Annotated in this window: 14 protein-coding genes; 2 read left to right on the forward strand and 12 right to left on the reverse strand. The window is 60.7% G+C overall.

Annotated elements, in window-relative coordinates; translation table 11 throughout:
• Window positions 1–412: 412 nt before the first annotated feature.
• Window positions 413–1,549 carry an IS110 family RNA-guided transposase gene (locus J3R75_RS04750; protein ID WP_307260208.1) on the forward strand — a complete coding sequence of 379 codons (1,137 nt, stop codon included), beginning with the start codon at window positions 413–415 and terminating at the stop codon, window positions 1,547–1,549.
• A gap of 158 nt (window positions 1,550–1,707) precedes the next feature.
• Here J3R75_RS04750 and ltrA read toward each other — a convergent pair whose 3' ends face one another.
• The 4 genes from ltrA to J3R75_RS04770 form a co-directional block, all read right to left on the reverse strand.
• Window positions 1,708–2,985 carry a group II intron reverse transcriptase/maturase gene (gene ltrA, locus J3R75_RS04755; protein ID WP_307260209.1) on the reverse strand — a complete coding sequence of 426 codons (1,278 nt, stop codon included), beginning with the start codon at window positions 2,983–2,985 and terminating at the stop codon, window positions 1,708–1,710.
• Window positions 2,986–2,987: 2 nt separating this feature from the next.
• The gene (locus J3R75_RS04760; protein WP_307260211.1) at window positions 2,988–3,137 is read right to left on the reverse strand and encodes a hypothetical protein; all 150 of its coding nucleotides are present in this window, start codon (window positions 3,135–3,137) and stop codon (window positions 2,988–2,990) included.
• A gap of 846 nt (window positions 3,138–3,983) precedes the next feature.
• On the reverse strand, window positions 3,984–5,531 hold the full coding sequence (locus J3R75_RS04765) for a B12-binding domain-containing radical SAM protein (RefSeq protein WP_307260212.1): 1,548 nt from the start codon (window positions 5,529–5,531) through the stop codon (window positions 3,984–3,986).
• A gap of 298 nt (window positions 5,532–5,829) precedes the next feature.
• The gene (locus tag J3R75_RS04770) at window positions 5,830–7,167 is read right to left on the reverse strand and encodes a GH39 family glycosyl hydrolase (RefSeq protein ID WP_307260214.1); all 1,338 of its coding nucleotides are present in this window, start codon (window positions 7,165–7,167) and stop codon (window positions 5,830–5,832) included.
• A gap of 163 nt (window positions 7,168–7,330) precedes the next feature.
• Between J3R75_RS04770 and J3R75_RS04775 the strand changes: the two genes are divergently transcribed.
• The gene (locus J3R75_RS04775) at window positions 7,331–7,873 is read left to right on the forward strand and encodes a methyltransferase family protein (RefSeq protein WP_307260215.1); all 543 of its coding nucleotides are present in this window, start codon (window positions 7,331–7,333) and stop codon (window positions 7,871–7,873) included.
• Between the two features lie 38 nt (window positions 7,874–7,911).
• Here J3R75_RS04775 and J3R75_RS04780 read toward each other — a convergent pair whose 3' ends face one another.
• From J3R75_RS04780 to J3R75_RS04815, 8 genes are all read right to left on the reverse strand, one after another.
• Complete coding sequence (locus J3R75_RS04780) at window positions 7,912–9,195, reverse strand: Wadjet anti-phage system protein JetD domain-containing protein (protein WP_307260216.1); 1,284 nt, start codon at window positions 9,193–9,195, stop codon at window positions 7,912–7,914.
• On the reverse strand, window positions 9,192–12,560 hold the full coding sequence (locus J3R75_RS04785) for an ATP-binding protein (protein WP_307260217.1): 3,369 nt from the start codon (window positions 12,558–12,560) through the stop codon (window positions 9,192–9,194). The genes J3R75_RS04780 and J3R75_RS04785 overlap by 4 nt, the downstream gene beginning before the upstream one ends.
• A complete protein-coding gene (locus tag J3R75_RS04790; protein ID WP_307260218.1) occupies window positions 12,553–13,260 on the reverse strand; it encodes a DUF4194 domain-containing protein in 708 nt (235 codons plus the stop codon). Before J3R75_RS04790 ends, J3R75_RS04785 begins: the two co-directional genes overlap by 8 nt.
• Before the next feature lie 2 nt (window positions 13,261–13,262).
• The gene (locus tag J3R75_RS04795; RefSeq protein WP_307260219.1) at window positions 13,263–14,711 is read right to left on the reverse strand and encodes a DUF3375 domain-containing protein; all 1,449 of its coding nucleotides are present in this window, start codon (window positions 14,709–14,711) and stop codon (window positions 13,263–13,265) included.
• A 150-nt stretch (window positions 14,712–14,861) separates the two neighbouring features.
• On the reverse strand, window positions 14,862–16,124 hold the full coding sequence (locus J3R75_RS04800) for an L-rhamnose isomerase (protein ID WP_307260220.1): 1,263 nt from the start codon (window positions 16,122–16,124) through the stop codon (window positions 14,862–14,864).
• Between the two features lie 112 nt (window positions 16,125–16,236).
• Window positions 16,237–18,321 carry a family 78 glycoside hydrolase catalytic domain gene (locus J3R75_RS04805; protein ID WP_307260221.1) on the reverse strand — a complete coding sequence of 695 codons (2,085 nt, stop codon included), beginning with the start codon at window positions 18,319–18,321 and terminating at the stop codon, window positions 16,237–16,239.
• Window positions 18,322–18,501: 180 nt separating this feature from the next.
• Window positions 18,502–20,532: an LVIVD repeat-containing protein gene (locus J3R75_RS04810; RefSeq protein WP_307260222.1), complete on the reverse strand. Its 2,031-nt coding sequence runs from the start codon at window positions 20,530–20,532 to the stop codon at window positions 18,502–18,504.
• Between the two features lie 131 nt (window positions 20,533–20,663).
• Complete coding sequence (locus J3R75_RS04815) at window positions 20,664–21,659, reverse strand: glycosyltransferase family protein (RefSeq protein WP_307260223.1); 996 nt, start codon at window positions 21,657–21,659, stop codon at window positions 20,664–20,666.
• Window positions 21,660–21,686: the final 27 nt, after the last annotated feature.

Genomic DNA, 21,686 nt, shown 5'->3' on the forward strand with positions numbered 1-21,686 from the left:
TCTCTTGGGAGAACCAAGTAACAAGGAGCGGCAAATGGCTACGTATAAGTATCAAAGAGGTTATCCACGAGGCGCCCTATGCATAGTCTCTATGCGTCCTGAAGGTTGTGGTACCTCTTTCTTTTTTCCGGTGTATGTTGTCTTCTCTTCTCTTCTCTTCTCTTCTGTTCCGCCTTTGGAGTCGTGTTATCAGGCGCTTTTTTGTGTTTCGCACACAAAAAAGCACGGCCGTGCCTGCCTGTGGCCCATGAGTAACTATTCAGTTCCTCAGCCTGAAGATTAGGCGGCACGACCGTTACCGTGCAGTGCAATAATGGCCGTATTCACCATCTTTGGGGAAACTCCCCGCATAGACAAGGTTGGCCTTGCACGCACACTTCCAACACTATAGCAGCAAGCGGAGAAGTAAGCCATGCTTAGCGAACATATAATCTGGGTCGGTCTTGATGTCGGCAAAAAAGATACCGTCTGCGCCATAGACTGGCTTGACGATAACCAGGAATTGAACAGGAACAAGGGGTTGACCTCCCTGGCGGTCAAGCACATCACCAACACGCGTGAAGGCGTGAAAGATTTCTTCACCTGGTTGAAGGCGAATCGAAAGCATATTGAGGAACGGTTGCATCCGCAGCGCAAGGTTGTGAACCGGCTGGTGATGGAATCGACGGGATGTTATTCATACCGTCTGATCAAACAGTTAAAGGCGGCGAAGCCCGATAGTTATATTGCGCTCATCAATCCAGCCAAAGTGCCTGCCTTCAAGAAGTTCAACGATATCGAAAGCAAGACGGACAAGCTGGACGCCCAATGCCTGGCGAGGTTGGGTACCACGCAAAAGCCGGACGCCATGTATGAAATGCCGGCAGACTACGCGGGGCTCAAGCGTTTAACCAGAATGAATGCCAGTTTGACCAAAATAAGCACGATACTCAAGAATCAGCTGACGAACCTGGATGATCCGGGCGAACGTCAGATCTTTCAAAATCTTTTGAAGAGCGTGGAAGAACAACTGGACTGTCTCGTGGTGAAAATAAGGGAATACCTGCGGAGCCACGCCGCCCTGCAGGAACGCGTCACCAAGCTGGATTCGATTCCCGGGATAGGAATGATCATAGCGGCTACTCTCATCGCCGAATACGGGCCGGAAGACCGTTTCCAAAACATCCGGCAGGTCGTGAGCTTTGCCGGCATGAACCCGAAGAACAAGTGTTCCGGCACGTCTGTGAAATCCACCCGCTTGTCCAAGCAAGGAGCGCCGGTCATTAGGCAGATGCTCTACATGGCCACCCTCACCGCCCAGGCGAGAATACCCATCTTGGATGCATTGTCCAAGCGTTTGACGAATCTTACCCCCATGCAGAAGCGCTGCGCCGTCATGCGCAAGTTGCTGATGATCTGCTGGTCGGTGCTATGCGGCACGGAAAATTACATGGAGTATCAGCCTTCAAGCAAGAAGTTGGTTCCCTATGAAGCACCGGCAGCAACCAAACGTCGGATTAAGCGGGAAAGAAAAAAAAGGAGTTTTTCACCCGAAAATGACGCTGATTGAGTTGACAAAAGCATACCATCTTCAGGGCTCTCTTGGGATGGGGCACCTTACCCAGATCGGATGGGGCAACGGGGATTGCGCCCCGCGCCCTTCCACACCACCGGACATGCGGTTTTCCGCATCCGGCGGTTGAACAGCACCGGTTCTGTTATGACCGGTTAAACGCTCCAAGGCACAATGAGACCGTATTTGTCCATGGTTTTGTTGCTCAGCGCCGTTTGCATCAGCTGTGATTTCGCCATGCACCAGGCTCCTCGTGATGTTTTTGCCCATTGTAGCATCCTTCCCGTTATTCCGAGTGCAACCAACGCCTTTCTTCGACCGGCGTCTGAGTGCCAGCGTATCCAGAAGCACTTTCTGATGTGCCTCCTTATCCAGCCCGCCGTATTGGCGACGTTGCGTCTTTGCGTGGCGATTTGGAAATAGTTCCACCAGCCCGTGGCGTATTTCCGCCATTGGCCTCGCAGCTGTTCGCTCGTCAGGTTCTGCCTGGCGTCCCACAGCCTGCGGACCTCGGCCTTCATGCGCTCAAGCCGTTTGGTCTCCACTTCCATCTTGCCATCGGAATGTATGGTAATTCCCAGGTAGGCCGTGTCATCACTTTTCCCGCTTCTGCTCTTGTCCCGATTGACAGGTATTTTCAGCTTCGTCTCGATCCACTCGACAATATCTGACAGAATGCGTTCGGCCGCGCGGCGGCTTCCGGCATAGATGGCCACGTCGTCCGCATACCGGGTAAACGGCAGCTGCCGCTTCTCCAGTTCTTGGTCCAGCGGGGTCAGATAGATGTTCGCCAGCAGTGGCGACAGAGGGCCGCCTTGCGGCGTGCCTTTCGTTCGTTTGGTCCGAGTGCCGTCTTTTTCAACCATCGGGGCGGTCAGGTATCGGCCGATCAGTTTCAGTATTCGTTTGTCGGTAACCTCTTTACGCAGCTCTCGCATCAGGATGTCGTGGTTGACTTCGTCGAAGAAGCTCTTCAAGTCGATGTCCACCACCCAAATCCGTCCTGACATGATGATCTCCTGGGCCCGGCGAATCGCGTCATGCGCGCTCCGATTGGGCCGGAAGCCGTAGCTGCTGTTGCTGAAAAGAGGTTCCCACCGTAAGCTCAGCACTTGGTGAAGTGCCTGTTGGATCAGTCGATCCTGTACGTTGGGAATGCCTAGTTTGCGCGTACCGCCGTTCGCCTTTGGTATTTCCACAGCCAGGATGGCTCCCGGAATGTATGTCCCTTGTCGGACCTTTTCCCATATCTCCTGACCATGTTTCCGCAGGTGTTCGGCAGTCTTCTGCACATCCATCCCATCGACTCCGGGCGCGCCGTCGTTGGCTTTGACCGCCTTCCACGCCGCCCATACGTTCTCGTTGTTCAACACCTCCTCCAGGCTCGGGCCTGGTGCTGTTGCTTGGATTGGTTCGTTACGCACGTCTGACATGTTCATTCTCCGCCTCGAAAACTACGGTTGATACCCGTCTTGGTTCCACACATCCATTGCTTCGCCGCCACCGGCCCGCCGTCCCAGCCAGTCGTCCCAGCCGTTTCAGTGGTTGCATCTTCCTTATTCGCTTCCTTGGCGAGTTTGTCCATCGTTGCGTTTCCTGTTCTTCGGCCCTTCGCTCCACTGCCTTTCAACAGCTTCTACGCTACTATGGCCTCTGCTGACTTCTCCAGCGCTCTCACGCTGGAGATCTCCCCGGGTAAGGTGCGAGAACGTAATTGGCCCGTGCCGCCGGACTCTACACTGCGTGTCTTTCGGTGACTGTTGGATTTCGCGTTTAGCCGCACGCTCATCGCCCACGCCATGCCTCACTGTCCGTTCGTATCCCTGCGGTCGTGCCGTTGCCAGGGCTTCTTTCGCCTGACGCCCTCGCGGGCGCCTACTTGCCTTTCGCTACTCTTGTTGTCACTCAATGAGTCCCCAAGCCTCCTCTAATCCGCAGATTTTATGGGAGTGGGGGATCGTTCTCGCCCATGCCGGGCACACGGCGACGCGCCCTGCGGGCGCCGCTTGCCCTGGGCTATCTTAGGGCGCACCTTCGGTGCTCAAAACCTCGGCGAATGATCTTGTGCATGGTTACCAATCAACTCATGGCCGGCGATTGCCGCATGCTATGTGAAGAGCATTGCTCCTATGAAATCCGCTGCCTGGTTAGCCACCTATGTGTAATGGCTGGGTGGCGACTGGCCGTGGGTTTCCTGCAAATTGTCCCAGCGAAGCGCCGGGGTGTACACTTACCAATTACGTCTCGAGGCCGTGGCGTGGGCGTCTCACCCACTCCGACAAGACGGCTCATTAAACCGTCCTCGTCATCCACGCCGACCGTACCCGGTCCGTCTCCCCCGCCGCAGGAGTGGTTACTTACCGATTACACAGGCCATGCTCCGCAATTGACTCTGCGTGAATCTGCGGAATCTGCGGAGAAAAAGATCGATCTATGCGCAATGATCGCGTTTGCCCGGGCGCGGTTTGGCCTGCAGGGCGTCGGCGTAGAGCAGGTAATGTTCGCAACACAGGCGCCCGTGGAAGGGCAACGGCGGCAACCACGCGCGGCGGCGCTCCCACAAGTCGATTTCCCTGGCGGCTAGGGGCGATTCGGCCCGGCCGTCCTCGCCTTCGCGGCGGAAGCGCAATTTCATATCGTGAATGGGCCGCCCGCCGACGTCCACAATGGTATTCGTGCCAATGACCTCCAGGCCGTACTTTTCCGGGTGCCGGCCATAGTCGGTTTCAGCAAAGAGGACGAAGGCGCTGGCGGTCATGCCGTCCACATAAGGCCAGGACCGGTCGAGGAAGGAAAACGTGTCATCCAGGGCGCGGTCGTCAGAGCCTGGCGCGCCAAAGATCATCATCAGCAGATTGGATATACCCACCGCAGACGCGTTTTTCAGCACCGCAAAAGACGCTTCCGCCTCCGTGCCTTTGTTCATTAGCGTGAGGAGCCGTTGTGAGCCGCTTTCCATGCCCCAGCTGATCCAGCAGCAGCCGGCACGGGCCGCCTTGGCCAGCAGTGCCGGCGTGTAGTCCGCAATCGTCCGTGCCATGATCTGGAAACGGCAATCGAGCTTCATGGCCAAAATGGCGTCGCTAAGCGCATCAAGATAGATCGGATCGACATATTGGTCGACAAAATAAAAATGCCGGCAGCCGTAGCTGTTTTGTCGCGCCAGCATTTCAAGAGCGACGGTCAACGGCGGACGCTGGCGATGCCGCCCGAAAGACTGATTGTGCGAGCAAAAACGGCAACGGCGCCATTTGCAGCCACGGCAGCCATAGATGGACAGCACCGGCACGGGATTGAAGTAACCGCCATCGGCGAGCACGCTGAAGTCCGGCATCGCCAGCGTGCTGAGATCATCCAGAGTTTCCGGATTGCCGGTACTGACCACGCCGGCGCCATCGCGATAATAACAACCGGGAATCTGCCCCAGCGTCTGGCCGGCCAGCAGCGCCGCAAAAGGCACTTCGCCTTCACCGACGATGACGCCGCCGATCCACGGCGCGGCCTGAAGCAACTCGACCGGATCCAGCGCGCTCATGGCGGCACCGCCAAGCACGATGCGACACGGCGCGGAAAGCTCTTCGTGAAGGTATTTGGCCTGGGCCAGCACAAAGAGCAGCTGATCGAGATACATGACCGAAAAGCCCACGATCTCCGGATCGTCCCGCAGAATCCGCTGGCCATGGCGGGCCAAAAGCGCCGACAGCTCCGTGCCCAGGCCGTTGCCCGCGAGATACTGCCGCCCCAGCTGCTCCAGCTCGTCGATGCGCCGAACGCCCTCGCCCATGTAGCTCATATTCGCCGCGTAGGCACCCGGATCAAGAAAGCCATCTAGGGGGCCACGAGCAAAGGTGCGCATCGCCCCTAGAAAGGCGTTGTCGTCACATAGACTGTTCCACAACTCAAGATTCGCGTCAAACTGATCAATGGCAATCTTCTGGCTACTGGCCACGGCGGCCAGGCAGGCTACCCCCAAAGGCATGTACGTCGGCCCAGTTCGCGGAGGAAACACCAGAGTTATGCGCATAGGTCGAAAGCGACTCTTTCTTCTTATGGAAAATCAGCGACGAATAGTGACAAAAAGGGCCTTTCACTGCCAAAATAGCGCATAAATATAATGCGCAACGCGCCAGCGACCAGCAGAAAAACCGGTAATGCCGAAAAGAAAAATCCGTCGGATCAGACCGATCAGACTGATCAGAAATCGGATCCGTCCGATCCGTCGGATCCGTCCGATCCGTCCGCGACAAAAAAAAGAAGATCAGACCGATCCGGCCTCTTCAGCTGATGAAGGTGACAAGCAGGACGGCCGACGTCGCATCGGATTTGACGCGCAGGGTATTGCCGTCCTGCACGATATCGACCGGCGTAAGGTCATGGCTGTCATCGACCATCCGCGCGACACAGTCCTTTGGCGCGCCGATCCCGGTAATATCGACGACGATGTCGGCGGGGCCGGTCTTGAAGGCGGCGATGAGCAGCGCGGTCTTGCCGTCGGCAGTCCGGCCGGCGAGGGCAGTGGCTTCGCGGCGGTCAGAGCTGGTTTTGAGGCGATCGCCGCAGAGGGCGATTTCGCCGAAAGCCTTCATGCCGTAGTACGACTTGGTAGGGATGGCGCTGCGGGTCTTGAAAAGCCCCCAGGCGCTAGCGGTGGCCGTGTAGTAGCAGCCGAGGTCCAGCGGGGTGTCCTGCCAAAGTGTCTGCACCGCACAAATGAACGCAGCCGAGTCAATACCCTTCATTTCCTCGTAAACGCGGTCCTTGTACTCCGGATCCGAGCGCAGGCGTTTCCATTCGCCGGGGAAATAATGCCATTCATTCAGGTGGATTTCAGCCTTGGTATAGCCGGCGTCATCCAGCGCCTGGCGCGCCTGCGCCGGCGACTCAACGATCCAGTGGAAAGGATCGGCCGAGTAGCAGTGATACGAGTAGAAGTCCAAGGGCGCCTGATGCGCAGCGCAGTGGCTAATGAAGTCCTTGCTGAGCTGGCCAAAGCCGCAGTGCGCCGGCCCGCCGATCATCAGATGCGGAAAACGCCGCTTCAGCTCAGTCGCCACCTTGACGTAGAAGTCATTGTACTCGGCGACCGTGCCGCCCCACATCAGGTGCAACCCATCGGAGTCCTGGCATTCCGGCTCATTCCAGATTTCCCAGTACTTGATGGCGAAATGGAAGCCATCGGCCCACCCCTCGGTATAATGGCGGATGATATTGCTGCAGATGTCTATCCATTTGTCCACATCAGACGGCGGGTCGATGAAGTACTTGTTGAAGCCGTGCTCAATACTTGGGCCGAGGCGGTAAACAATACCCGTACCGCCGTCAACGCAGGTCTTGATGTAGTCGTCGGTCTGCCGGAAGTAGTAGTTACGGGGATCGGCCGCATCGTCATGGAAGTTGGCAAAAATCAGCGGCACGTCCACCAGCCGCGTACCAGGATTTTCCAGCGGGCTGTCATGGAGCCGCGTCACCGGCATCTGCAAGGCCGCAAAGGCCGCGCGGATGTCCAAACCAGCCTTCGTATTGCTGATCGGCGGCGCCAGATTGCCGCCGTTGAGACGCTTGATAGACCCAATCAACGCGTCGCCGTCAAGGGTGATGTGAATGTCATTGGCCATGGCTACAATTCCTTCTTCTGATGGGGTGTTCAATGCTGGCTGCAAGTGGGCAAGGGACGAGAATAATGCCTTGTCGCGGTGCTGACAATACATACTTCGCGGGGTACTTTACTGGCCAATATCCGCAACGCCCCACGCATCAACTGGAAATTATTGCGATTCTATGAACATCGACCAGATATGCAGCGTCAGCGCCCACTGCGGCATTGGCCCGCGCATCGGCATCGCCGGCACTGCCGGCCTACTGCTGGCGCTCGTGCCCAGCTGGCTGTGGCCGGAGCGCTGCGCCATGCCATTGCCGGCGGCCTTGTCGCGTGTGCTGGGCCTGCTGCTACTCGTTCTTGGCAGCGGGCTCTACGCATGGAGCCTGGTGCTGCTGCGACGCGCCTGGTCGCAGAACCACCTGGCCACAACGGGCCCTTTCGCGACCATGCGCCACCCCGTTTACGCCGCGTGGATATGGGGCTTCTTCCCCGCCATCGCCTTGCTGGCGCATTCATGGCCGTACCTGCTGGCACCAGCACTCGCGCTGTGGGCCTTCGCACGTCACCGCGACCGCGAAGAGCGCGACACCCGCCAGCGCTTCGGCGCGGCCTACGACGACTACGCCCGCGCCGTTCCCGGCCGCATTCTGCCCCGCAGACACCACCCACCACCCCAGCCTCGCAAGCAGGAGATAAACCGTGAGTTCCCTACGAAAAATTGACCAGGCCGTCGACTTCCACTCCCGTGCGCAAGCAGATGTCATCCCCTCTGGAGCAACGCTTGCAGGACCTCGCGCAAGAATTCGTAGCCGATGCGTTCCTGTTCCAGGCGGAGCTGCTCGCCCCAGGTGTTATCGCGCAGCTGTGCGTAGAGGCGCGCTTCGTCAGGCGTAAGACGTTGCAGATCGCCCCGCTCGGGCAGTTCTTCGCGTCCCCACAGCGCCCGATGCGCCAAAAAAGTCTGGGTGTCCATCAGGAAGGACACCGCCGCCGGGAAGTGCTCCCGCAGCTGGTTGAGAATGGCGAAGCCATGCGTGTCGATGTCCCCCCAATAATAGAGTGCGCGCTGCCCCAGCCAGGCCGCCGGCGCCAGATTCTCAAAGCCGTAGCCCGCACCAAAAATGACCAACGACGACGGCAGCGCCGGAAAGGCCAGAAAGTTGACCTCGTTCTCGGTGATGAACACCCGCGTCGCCGACAACTGCAGACTCGCAAAGGCCTCCTGCGTCACTGTGATGTCCTGATCGCCAGCCGCCGCAAAAAGCCGCAGCTGCGGATCAAGCACGCGAAAGCGCACCCGCAAGGGCTTGTCCAAAAAGCCATAGCGCGGACAGAAGCCGCGGCCGCCGCGAAAACGGTCGTCAATGGCATCGGCAGGCAGCACGCTGTCCAGCAATTCCAACAGGACGCCGCGATGCCGTTCAATGAGTTTGCTGTGTACGCCGGGCAAGTCGATCTGCCGGAGGTAAATGCTCGGCCGCGGATGGCCTGCGAGCCAGTTGACGATGGCGAGCAGCCGTGGCCAGTCGTCTGCCAGCGCCAGTGCCGCCAGCGGCTTCCGGCGTAGCCACGGCAGCAACGCGGGCAGGCGTTCCCGCGTCAAACGGGACAGTTCCAGGAGCTGCTGCGCGTCCTTCTTTTTGCCGATGAGCGCCAGCGCCTGGTCGAGGCGATCGACCCAGATGGCGCTAAGCACGTCGTTCTCGCCCAGCTGCCGCAGCCGCACCCGCCGGAATTCCAGCCGGTAGTGCTGCGCTGACGCGCTCAGCCGCGCCAACCAGTCGCGCACATCGCCAAAGTGCTCGCTCAACTCGGCGCTGCTGGGGGCCTTGAGCGTCAGCCGCAGGGGAAATTGATAGCCAATCGCACCCGTGCCAGCCTCACCGGCACTGACGTCGGACTCCGCAACGCCCATCACGTCCTGCTTGCCACCTGCCCCCTCGCCGTCACCGTCGCCTTCCCTGAGCACGGCCTGCGGCAGCACGCCGCGTTCCCAGAGGCGAAGGAGCTGTCGGCGGATATCGTCAGGCGTCGTCCAATTCATTCCCGCGCCTCATGTTTTTCGGCCCGATATTGCTCAATGCTGAGATTGCGCAGCACCGAGGTCCGGCCGTCGGTGTTTTTCACAAAACCGAGGGCGGCCACGAAGGGCTCGATGATGTGGATCTTCTGCAGGGGCGTCACCACCAACACCTGCAGATTGAGCCGGGAAAACAGCTGCAGGCCGTACTGAGCAGATTCGTCAGAACCGCGCCCGAAGGCCTCGTCAATGACGACAAAGCGGAAAGAACGCGAGCGCGTGGCGCCCCATTCCAGACCGAACTGGTAGGCCAGGCTCGCCGCCAACACCGTGTAGGCCAGCTTCTCTTTTTGGCCGCCGGATTTGCCACCGGAATCCGCGTAATGCTCGAATTCGCGATCGTCTTCACGCCAGCGTTCGCTGGCCGCAAATTCGAACCAGTTGCGGACGTCAGTCACCTTCGCCGTCCACTTGCGGTCCAGTTCGGAAAAAGCCTCGCGACCGCGGAAGCGCTCGATGATGCTCTTGACCTGCATGAATTTGGCCTCGGAGTACTGCGTGTCATCCGACCCAGTGAGGGTGCCTTCCGTGCAAGTCCGCAGCTGCTTCTGGAAGTCGATGATCTCGCGGTCGTTGCTTTTGATGCGCACCAGCCGGATATAACGGCCGGGGCTGTAGTCGATCTGCGTCAACGAGTGGTTGATGTGGGCAATGCGCTCCTCAACGATGTCGCTCTCGCGGTTCAGTTGCGACTGAAAATTGACCACCTCGCGGATGATGTTTTCGTTGAGCAGCTCCTTGAAGCGCTGCTCAAAACGCGGCAGGTCGTCGGCCCGCAAGCGGTCATGCATGGCCTTGAATTCATCGGCGGCAGCCACATTGGCATCAACCTCGCGAGTCTCCAGGGGCCACTCGTGCTTGAAGTTGTTCATGGCCTCGGCAATTTTTTCCCGCAGGCGGCCGAGACGCTTGTCCTCATTGTCCAGCCGCCGTTGGATTTCATCACGCATATCGCGCTCGCGATTGTCGCAAGTCTCGACCGTAATGGCCTGCGCGCCGAGGATTTCCGCGCGCAATGTGGCCAGCGCCGGATAGCAGTCACTAACGCCCGCCGGCAACGCGGCCAGCAGCTCTTCGGTGGCGGCAAGCTGCTCACGGGCGGTGGCGAGCTTGTCGTCACCGATGGCGTGTTTCTTCTTGGCCTCATCGAGTTTTGCCTCGGTTTTGCGGAGCGCCTCTTGGAGTTCGACGAGCTGTTGCCGCAGGACCTTGAGTTTGTCCGACGCGGCTTCCAAGCTGCGCCGTTCGGCTTCCAGGCGGGCGATCTGCTCAACCAGCGGCCGCCAGTCGATTTCCCGGAAGTCGGCGAATTCGTCCAGCCGGGCGAGATTGTTCAGGCGGCTGTTGGCGCGTTCAAGGCCGGCAGCGAGTTCGGCGACGGCCTTTTCCTGGGTGGCCAACGCCGCCTTGCGCTCACGGGCTTCCCGTTCCAACGCGGCGATTTTCTCGGCGTTGCTCCAGCCGAGGACGGCGTAGCGCGGATCACCGAGCGGGAAGCTGTCGTCCTTCTCGTGGAACTCGCCGTTGAGCTTGAACTGGCCGGTCAAATTCAGCGCCTGGGCTTCCCGGCGGAACTGCTCGCGGTCCTGGCAACAGGCCACGTTGTAACGGCGGGCCAACTCGCGGTCCAGCCACGCATAAAAGGGCGACTCCGGCTTGATCTCCACTTTGTGCACTACGGATGTCGCCGGCGCAGCTGGCGACGACGTCGGCGCGCCGTCACGCACGCGGTAGTAAAGGAGCTGGCCGCGCAAAAAGTTACTGTCGGCCCATTCGGCCACCTGCTGGTAGTATCGATCCGGCACCAGCAAGGACAGCCCGAAGTCGTGGAGCAGACGCTCAATCGGCCCCGCCCAATCGCGCTCGGCCTCGCGCACCCGCAGCAGCTCGCCCGCAAAAGGCAACTCGCTCTCGGCAATGCCCAAGGCCGAGCAGAGCTTGTCCCGCAGGGCAATGTGTTTTTCGTCGATGTTGCTGACGCGGACCTTCAGGCCGGTAATTTCCTGACGCAGCTGTTCGTACTCACGCTGCTTGAGGGTCAGGTCCGCCCGAGCATCGGAGAGCTCATTCTGCAGACGCTGGCGTTCTTCTTCGCCGCGCTGCTTCCAGACGCTGATATCGGCGCGCTGCCGCTGGAAGTCCTCCAGGGTCGTGGCAGCGCCGCCACCACCAAGCAGGCCCAGCAGCTCTTCATAGCGACCGGCTTTGGCGCTGCGGCGCTGGCGCTCCTCGGCGCAACGCGCGATTTCCGCGGCGATTCGCTCCAGGCGATCGCCGCCATTTTCGGCGATATTGCGGCGGAGTTCGTGTTCGCTGAGTTGCTCGCCGCGCCGTTTTTCTTCGAGCCGGGCGATGGCCTCGGCGGCGCGGGCGAGGTCCTGCACCAGACTGGCGATGCGCTCCCTGAGCAGTTCGGCTTTGCGGGTGCTGAACCACGGCCGCAGGGCGTCGCGGCAGGCACGGAGTTGTTCGAGCTGCTGCGACAATTCGCGGTACAGCCCGCAGTCAGCCACCAACGGCGTCAAAATTTCCAGCTGCCGTTTTGCCTTGAGGATCGCGTTGTGGGCGGCGTTGAGATCCTCGAAATGATGGATCAGCTCGCCGCGGAGTTTTTCCACATCCAGCGGCCGCAGCATGTGCGTACGCACGAAGTCGGTCAGGTTACCGACGGATTTGAGGGACACCGCCTGATAGAACAGCTCCATCGCCTGGTCGTTGTTGATACCGAAACGACGCCGGAACCACGCGCCATACTGAGCATAGCCGTCAAATAGCTCCACGTTTTTGAGTCGCAGGCGCTTGCGCAGGGCATTGATATCCGACCCGAAATCACTGAAGTCGTGGGCGATAGACAGGTCGCGGTCGCAGGCCGCATAGATCCGCGCGGGCTGCGCCTGCTTGTCTTTCAGCCAGAAGACCTGCGCCAGCGTGGCTGTCTGCTGGTAGCCCTCGTTGTGAAACACCGCCAGCAGAACCGAGTAGCTGGACTGATCGCGCAGATACACCGGCTTGGTGCCGTCCTGCGTATCCTGCCGCTCCGACTTGTACTGGCCCAGCACGTAGGACGCCAAGGTGCGTTCGTTCCGGCTGGCCCCCGCCGCCTTGTTGTAGGTGATGTCGCGACTGGGAATCAGCAGCGTGGTCAAGGCGTCAACCAAGGTCGATTTGCCCGACCCGATATCGCCCGTCAGCAGGCAGTTGCGGCCGTCCAGCCGCAAGGTCCACACGTTCTCCGTGAAAGTGCCCCAGTTGAGGACCTCCAGACGCTGCAGGCGAAAACCCGCCAGGCGATCGTCGCTCATGAATTCGAGTTCGAGCATCTCAGGCATCGCGGTCCTCCGCTGCGGCTGGCGCCGCAGTCGCGTCAGCGGCATCTTCATTGTCGCCATTGTCGTCATCGCCGTCTGCATCGTCCTCATTGTCGCCACCGCCGCGGTATTCCTCCAGGCGCTGGTCGAAATCGGCAAGCCACTGCGCGTCAATGAAGGCCTTGATAATGCGCCGGACTTCAATCATCTCGCCATTGCCGCGCAGGCGCCGCACAAAGCCCATGTCGGCAATCTTGTTGATGGCGCTGTCCACCTGGTCAACCACGCGGGCCTCGTTCGACCCGCGCGCAAAAAATATCCGCAGCATCTCGACAATGTCTTCCCGTGCCAAGATCAGCCGCGTTTCGCTGCCGACGGCGTCGAATTCGGCCAGTTTCTTGCGCAGTAGCGCCAGCAGCAAGCTGACCGGGTAGGACAGCTGCCGGCGCGTGATCAGCCGCGGCATAGCCGCGTCGTCGTCGCCGCCGTCCACGTCAGCCCGCGAGCGCAGGAACGCATAGCCTTCGGCCTCGTCAAGCATAAGCTCCAAGCCGATCACGGACACGTAGTCCTGCACCGCCGCCTGCTGGCGCAACAGCGCCGTCCACTGCTCGGGATTTTCATCCCGGTAGATCACGTTCTTCATCAGCTGGACCAGCACCAGCGACAACTCGCGGGACGCCTGGCCTGGCGTGTTTATGCTCTGCTCAGTAAGACTCATCGTCAATTCCTCAGAATGATGACCCGGGGCATGGTCGCCCGATAGTCGACGCCGTCTTCGCCGCGCCAAGCGACTTTCTCCTGCACGTCGTCCGACACGTCCACCCGCTTCCAGCGCGATGTCACTTCGAAATAAGCGACCAATTCCGACAGGCCGTAACGCAGGGGATGCGCCGCGATCACCTCCGACAAGCTCACCTGCTCGCGACTCTGCAGCTCGCGGCGGATATGCCCAGCCAGCTCGTCGCGATTGATGGCGATCTGCGTGTACAGGGCCGTCATATCCACCTCGACATCGCCCTCGACCACTGCCCGCGCATTCAGGCGGACATCGCGCGCCCGCTGGTACAAGGGCCGCTCTACCGGCAGGTGGATGCTCACACCGATGTCGTCCACCGCCATGAAATCACCCTGCGGCGGCGGCGTCTCGACCACGGCTAGTGCCTGCTGCTCAATGCTGTGCAGGATGTCCATGATCCGGCGATTCTCCAGCCAGGCCTGGTCGTCCAAGAAGCGTCGCAGCTGCTGGGACAGCCGGGCAATCGTGCGCTGGGTATGGCCGCCAGCCTCCAGCCATTCGCGGTTGACGTACTTGATGCGGGCATCGGGATTCATGTCCACAATCGCCGGCAAAGCCAGGACCCGTTCCAGCGCCGCCTTCAGTTCGTCCTGTTTGCTCTGGGACATCAAAAAGTCCCAGAAGGCTCGGAAACTCTTGCCCTGATCCGAAGCGCTGATGGCATCGCGCTCGCCCATGACCTCTTCCAGCAGTCCGCCCTTACCGCCCTGCCAGGTCGCGATGCGTTCGCGGACACGACGGTCCAGCGCACGGAAATTGTCTTCCACTTCGCGGAAATCCGCCAAGAGTTCGCGGGCCATCTGCAAAAACTGCTGAAAGCGGTCCTTGATAGCCGTGTCGTCCAACAGGGGGAGGTGGCCGGCCTCGATGCGCGCGATTTCGGCGTCGATATCGTCCCGCTTCCGCCGCAGTTCGGCGATGCGTATCGCCGGGTCGGTCTGGCTACCCTCGTTCATCTGGCGCAGCAGCTCAAAGAGGGTCAGCAGCCGCGATTCGGTGCCCACGAAGCTCCGCTGCTGCAGGCTTTCCAGCCAACTCAGGGCCTTCTCGGTCGCCGGCGTCAAATCGTAGTAGGGCTCGTCTTCGCCCGTCTGGTAGAATTTGCGTAGCCAGCCCTTGTCGTTCTCCGCCCAGTCATTGAGGTAGCTCAAGGCAGTCCCAGGCAACGCGTCGGGCCCCAGGCGCTCCCGCAGCGCGTAGAGCTCGTCTTCCAGAGCCTCGACCATGTCCGCCTGCGGGATATTGCGCGCATTCGGCACCACGAACAAGCGATGCAGAAAACTCGCCACCAACGGCGCGTAATGCGCGCACAACAGGCGCCACGCCGGGTGGTTCTGACGCATCAGTTCGAGGGTATCAAAATCAAGTCCCATGTCGTTGTTCCGCTAGTCGTACCAAGACTGCCAAGCCAGCCAGAGCCTGACGGCACCCGCCGCCAGGCGCACCAACGCCCGCCATGACACGCCATTCGCAAACGTCAGGTCGCCATGCGCTCTTCATACGCGCATATCGCCCTCGTCGCATCAATCGCGCCGGCTGAGGACGTCCCGCTCGTACTGCCGGATAGGCTCGAGGACGGCGTCATCCGGCGGCACATTGCGGGTCGCGCAGTAGTAATTCCACACCGCACCCCAGGGGAGGCTGCGTTGCGCTTCCAGGCCCGCCAGACAGCTGGTGAAATCACCGGCGGTTTCGGCTTCGGCCAGGCCTGCGGCGGGCTCCAACAGCGAGACCAGCAGCGCTTTCTGCCAATTACGAGCGCCGACCACCCACGCGGCAATGCGGTTGATGCTGGCGTCAAAGAAGTCCAGCGTGAAATAGAGATTGTGGCCGTTGTCATTGCGAACCGCCTCGCGGCCGAGGTCGAGCAACGCGTCGTCAAGCAGCGGTACGTGATCGCTGTCCCAATGGACACCACGGCTGATGTGGAGCAGGATGCGGCCCTGCTGGCAGCAGATCGCCGAGAGTTTGTCGGCGATGGACTCCGTCGGGTGGAAATGGCCGGTGTCGTAGCAGATGAGTTTGTGGCGGGTGGCCGCGTAGGGCAGATAGAAGTCGTTGGACCCAACGGTGTAAGACTCTACACCAATGCCAAAGAGCTTGGACTCGACGGCGTCGAGCAGCTCGGTCTCGGGGAAATTCTCCGCGAAGGTCTCGTCCAACGCTTCCAGGAGGCGCTCGCGCGGCGCGCGGCGATCCACCGGCCGGTCCTTGTAGCCGTCGGGCACCCACACATTGCACACTGCCGGGCTGCCGAGACGACGACCAAATGCCGCGCCTATGCGGCGGATGGCCTTGCCGTGATCAATCCAAAAACGCCGGATGTCCGGGTCGGGATTGGACAACGACAGTCCGTTGACCAGCTTGGGATGGGAATAATACGCCGGCGCAATGTCCATGCCGAGACGGCGCTCCGCCGCCCAGTCCAGCCAGCCAGTGAAATTTTCCAGGGTGAAGGCGTCGCGGTCGCGGCCGGGCGTCATGCGGTCGACTTCGTGGCCCTGCAGGCAGACGCGGAAGGCCTTGCCGGGGAGGAGCGCGAGGGCCTTGTCCAGGTCCTGCCGGAGTTCATCGGCGTCTCGGGCGCGACCGGGGTAATTGCCGGTGACTTGGCAGCCGCCGGTAAGGGCATGGCCGGTGCTTTCGAAGCCGGTGACGTCATCGCCCTGCCAGGCATTGATGCTCAGCGGCATCTGGTCCAGCCGTTTCATCGCCACATCGACATTCACGCCGTGCTCAGCGTAGATTTCAGCAGCGACCCGGTAAAGCTTCTCGGTCAGATTCATGGTCCGGTCCTTTCTACTTGTCCCCCATTGGAACATCATACGCTACGACGCCCGTTGTCAGCGACGCGACAAGATAGCCGTCGCCGCGCTGGCTGCCTAGCGGCCAGGGGCTTTATGAGCGAAAATTGAGCACTTTGCCAATAGGCCAGTCGGTCATAAAGGCCACCGCATAGGACAGGGTCAGATGGAACAAGGACGTGTTCCACTTGCTTTCCTTACCCCAGCCCTCAAAGGTGGTCGTCGCACCCTCGCGCAACATGCGCAGCCACGCGTCGTCGTCAGTCAGCAAATCGTGCATGAGGGCCTCTTCGCCGTCCTGCAGCAACCCGGAAAAAAGCGGGAAAGTCACAAACAACATACTCTGCGACAAGCGCTTCTGCCGAATCATGGCGATGATCGCCTGCCGGCTCGCTTCGCATGGGTACAGCCCGAAAAACCACGCGTACACATTGCCGGCCATGCTGATATGCGTGGACTCGACACTGTCCCGGAAGAGTTTCGTCGCCGGATCATAAAAGGCCGCCACAAACGCGGCGCTCAGCGCGTCCTCGCCGGGGACCTCGGGCACTGCCAGGCGTCGTGCAGTCTGGTTGTAGCATTTGATGGCGCCGACATACCACGCGTTGATGGCGTTGTGCATGACCGTGCAGACTTTGCCCTCGGTGATGTCGGCGTCATAGCCGTCGCGCATAGTCTGCGGCCATTCGACCACGCACCACTTGTCGAGATTGGACAGCAGGCCATTGCCCTGCGCATACTGGTCGCGATAGAAATCCAGTATGCGCCGGAATGCCGGCAGACGCTCTTTCACGAAGTCGTCATTGTCCCCGCGATCCAGCAGCACCGGCAGCAGCAGGAACATCATTAGCGGATACTCGGCGATCTCTTGCATGAACGAGCAGTTCGCGCAGGTCATCAGGCCGCCATTGATGAACTCGGTGCGCAAGAAGTCGTCAATGAATTTGCGCATGGGCCGGAAATCGCCAGCGAGGAGGCACCAGCAGAGCATGGTGTAGCAGCCGTCACCGAGGTAGTAGCCTTTTTCCCGCTCCATGCAGTCCTGTATCTGCTCCTGCGCGCCGTACTGCAGCGTGCGCACGCAGAGGTCCCAGATGCGCCGCGCCTTGTCGTCCGCAAAACGACAGCGCGCTTGCAGCTCAAAGGGCATATGCCGCGCAATGAGCCGCACAGACGCAAGATCGACATCAGCGTCGCCATCTGCCGGCAGCAGCAGCTCGGCATAGCGGAATGACTTGTAGTCGTATTGCCGCAGACGATCGCCTGGACGGCCCGACAGTAGCATGAACTCGCTGTAGTTGCAGTTGGCGCGAAGCCGATAGCGCACGGTGCCGTCGCCATTAAGCTCCTGCCCATGGCGGACCTCAAGCGCATCGCCGCGACGCCCCGTCGCCCGAAACCCCAGCGTGCCCACGTACATCGCACCAAAATCAATGAAGAGCCGGCCATCCGCACGACGCTCAATGGTCTGCGGACGGATGTCCTCGTACACCAGCGGCGACAGCGAGTAGGGGAACAGCGCGTAATCCGGCTTGGGCACCGCGCGCGCCTGCCCCCACTGCGAGTCGTCGAAATCCACCTGCTCAAAATCGGCTTCGGCGGCCCCGGCGTCGTAGCGTTCGAGAAATTGCGTGTCGTAGCCGGCCGTGCCCACGTCGCTGTAGCCGCTGTGTGGCTGACAGCGGAACTGCTCGTCGCTGGCACAAAGCACCCGGCCGTCAATGACGACATCGCAGAGAAAGCCATGGCGGTTGTCGCCACTGACCCACACGCGATTAATTAGGCCCTGGTAGTAGCTGTGCACGGCCAGTACATTCCGCCCGGGCCGCACATACGGCGCGATGTCAATCGCGTGATACAAATAGTGACTCGGATAACCCGGCGCCGGCCCCTGCCCAACAAACTGGCCATTGACATACACTTTCGCATAGTCGTCCGCACTGAAAAACAACACCGCCGTGCTCGGCTGCCCCGCCAACGCAAAGTCGCGCCGAAAAAGGATGTGCCGGTTGCGAACGCGATTCTCAATACGCGCCCGCGCCGCGCGGTCCAACTGGCGGTGGTAGACGTCCTGCCGCGGCAAGGGCAGAAATTCACCGGCGGTGATCCACGTGCCCGTAAAACTATGTTCGGGAGCGCCTTGCATAAACGACGGCGGCGGACAATGCTGCTCTATCATGGCTGTCTTGCACATTCCTGGGAAAAAAATGACTATTAGTTGGCTGAAATTCGTCAAGGACGAAGCGAAAAGCTACCCCGGAGAGATGACTTTTGCAACCCTCACAGTTAAATTGCCTGCGAGAATGCCACGCGCTCCCTCTTTCGCAACTCTGCCCCTCCCCCGCCTCAGCGGTAAGGTCTACTGTTCGATGACGAGCCCCTGGTCGCGCAGGGGTATGATCATCTTGCCATGGCGGAAGACGACCCGTTCGGGATTGAACAGCGGCGCGGCGAAGCTGCGTTCGGGGATAAAACGCGCGTGCGCTTCGTCGCTGACATCGAACGTCTTGACCTCGCCGCTTTTGCGGTCGGCAAAGACGACCGTGTGGTCGCCATCGAAGGTCGGAATGCCGGTGACGGCCATGCCGTCACTGCGGCCGGTGCTGACCGTCAGGGTGACGGGATCGAAGAGCTGGTATTCGCAGTCCTGTTTGCCGACGGCGATGAAATGCTGCTTGAGGGCCTCGGCGCCGCCGAGCTGGTAAAGGAAGAGCTCGAAACCGCGGCGCACTTCCGGCGGTTCTTGGTTGAGGTCGAGCAAGCTCGCGCCCAGCCAGTAGCGATCGATGAGCATCATGCCGTTGAGATCGCGGTTCGGCAGGGAATCCGAGTAAAACAGCGGGCCCGCTGTCGTGTGGACTCGTCGCGGCGAGGTCGGTTCCGACACGTCATAGACATCCAAACAGCCGTGACCGCCCGACATGAACAACAGGCGACCATTGGCGACCACATGCAGGCATTTGACAATCCGCGGAAAGTCCGTCGTGATCGCCGCAACGGGCGTCAAGGCGCCGCCAGCGCCAATGCGATAGATGCGGCAGCAGTTATAGCGCTCAGCCGCATACAGCAGATCGCCATGCACGGCGACGTCGTAACAGCCAGGCCCCGGAAATCTGCGCGCAACCTTTGCGCCGCCATCAGCCGTGAATTCGATATAGGCGATGCCCTGGTCGTCAGCGGCGACAAAGGCGCCGTCGCCGCTAAGCGCCACGCGGAAAGCCTTGTCGATGTCCGCCGCCACGAAACCCGCCGGCGCGACTCGCGGCGCAGAAACACTGACCACGCGATGTCTTTCCGGCGTAGGCACATAACGCGCTTCCGGAATCGCCACGGTGTAAAGCCCCTGTTCGTTGGCAGCGATGTACACCAGGCCGTCGGCAAAAGCCAGCGCGGACACGCAGCCGGGAATGTCCCCCGTCGGCAGCGTCGGCAGCAGCAATTGCGCGACACAGCGCGGCTGGCGCTTGTCCGCCACATCGACGACGAAGAGCCCGTTGTGCGTATCCGCAGCGAAGACCGTGTCGCCAATGACGTACGGCGTCCAATAGTCGTCACGTAGCGTGGTGCAGCGCGGGAACTGTACTCGCGACAGCACGACCGGCTGCCGCGGGTCGCTGATGTCCAGGATTTCCAAGCCGTGGCCCCAGCCGCGATCGTCCTCTGGCGGCCGCAGCCACTCTTCACGCGGATCGCTGCCCAGGCGATGATGGCCCGTGGACGCATAGCAAGTCTGGCCAACCACCGCCACACCGTCGCCATAGCCACGCAAGAGCGTTTCCGACAGAAGCCGCGGCGTCAGCGGATCAGCAGTGTCCACCAGCGCGACGGAACCATAATACCAGTCGCCCACCGCAAGCAGTCGATCCCCAAACGCACAGCAGGACTGGGATTCCCGCGAGCGGAACAGCGAGAGATGCCGCGGATTGGCCGGGTCGCTGATGTCAATAAGCTGAACGCCATAGGTCCGCAGACTGACATACAGCAGGTCGCCATCGACGGCAATGCCCGTGGCCAGCTCAAGTGTGGTGTAGTTCTTAACCAATACCGGCTGCAACGGATCAGATACGTCGACTATGTATAGTCCGTAGTAGCGTGCGGTGATGAAGAGCACCTGGCGGTGCAGCAGCATCTGTCGGCCAAAATTGATGCCGCGCAACTGACAAAGCAGCCGGGGGCGGGCCGGCTCGCTGGCAATATCATACACGCTCAGGACATCGCGTCCGCAGGTGAACAGATGCGTCGCGCTGCGACAGATCGCCGTCGCCGGCGACGCGCCCGCCACCGCCTGCGGCTCAAGCACGCGCGGCCACGCCGCGCGATCGTCGCCGGACACGCATGGTGAAAAGGTCTGCAATTCTCCTGGTCCCTGCCCCGCTTGTCCTGGTAACATATGGTCAATCCTTACTCAAAAGCTATCAATACCCGCTACACCAGCAGCCTGCTGTTGGTCATGCGCGGCTGAATCAGGCGACAGGAAAAACGAATGGCGGCCGCCGGCGCCGGCAGCACAGCGCCAAACACCTATCGCGCTGCAGCGGTCTCGGCCGGCCAGGGCAGGCCCATGGCCATATTGCGCCAGGGCGACTGCCCACAGCGCAAACCAAGCTTATGCGGTATCCGCCGCGCATAGCGCGCGCAGACGTCGTCAGCAACACCGGCATCCCGCAGCAACGCCAGCATTTTCTCCCGATGCGGCCGCATCATGGCCAGCGTCGCCTCACGAATATCGGTCGCCGGCGGCGCCTGCGCGGCCCATTGCCGCACCGCCGCCGCCACGGCCGACGGTTCGGCGGCGACCTGCGCCACCGCGAAATCCGGCATGACCAGATCCCGCCCGCCGATGTTGGCCGTATTCACCACGGGCAGCCCGCACAGCAAATACTCCGCGCTGACGAACATTGCGCCCTCTTCCGCCGACAGGCACATGCCGCAGTGCGCCCGATTGATCGGCAGCATGATCAGCCGCGACGTGTACTTCCGCGACCACCGCGCGCGCGGCAAACCGCGCAGCGTCGCCTCGGCGTAGTCGTGCTCTTTTTCAGAATAATCGCCGATGAGGTACAAGCTCTCCACCTCACTCAGCAGCACATGGCGTTTAAACGGCGTGATGCGCGCGATATAAATAGCGTCGTAGCGTTTCCCCAAAAAGGGCAGAATCGGGTAGCGCCGTTCGTCCAAAAACGCGTTCTGATGGCAGAGCACGACCTCCATGCCATGCGCGGACAAGGCGGCGACTTCCTCTGGCTCGTTGGCCAAAATCAATACCCGACTGATCTGCGGCAGGCGTTCACGGGCCGCGCGAAATTCCTGCGCGAGCTTCGCAGCGGCAGCGGCCTTGCGGCGCTGCCACCCCAGCTGGATGAACAGCGTCACGGGTTGATCCCGTGGCAAGGCCCGCTCGTAGGCATCCACGTGGTTCAGAAAATCGCGCTCATACGCCGCCAGCACATAGGGCCGACGCGATAATATGGAACAGGGCAAAAAACGCCCCATGCCTAAGGCTGGCATGTTTGGCATCGTTGGTCTCCACTACAGCAGTTCGCC

Origin of the sequence: Oligosphaera ethanolica (assembly GCF_030814695.1) — a bacterium.
GTDB lineage: Bacteria > Verrucomicrobiota > Lentisphaeria > Oligosphaerales > Oligosphaeraceae > Oligosphaera > Oligosphaera ethanolica.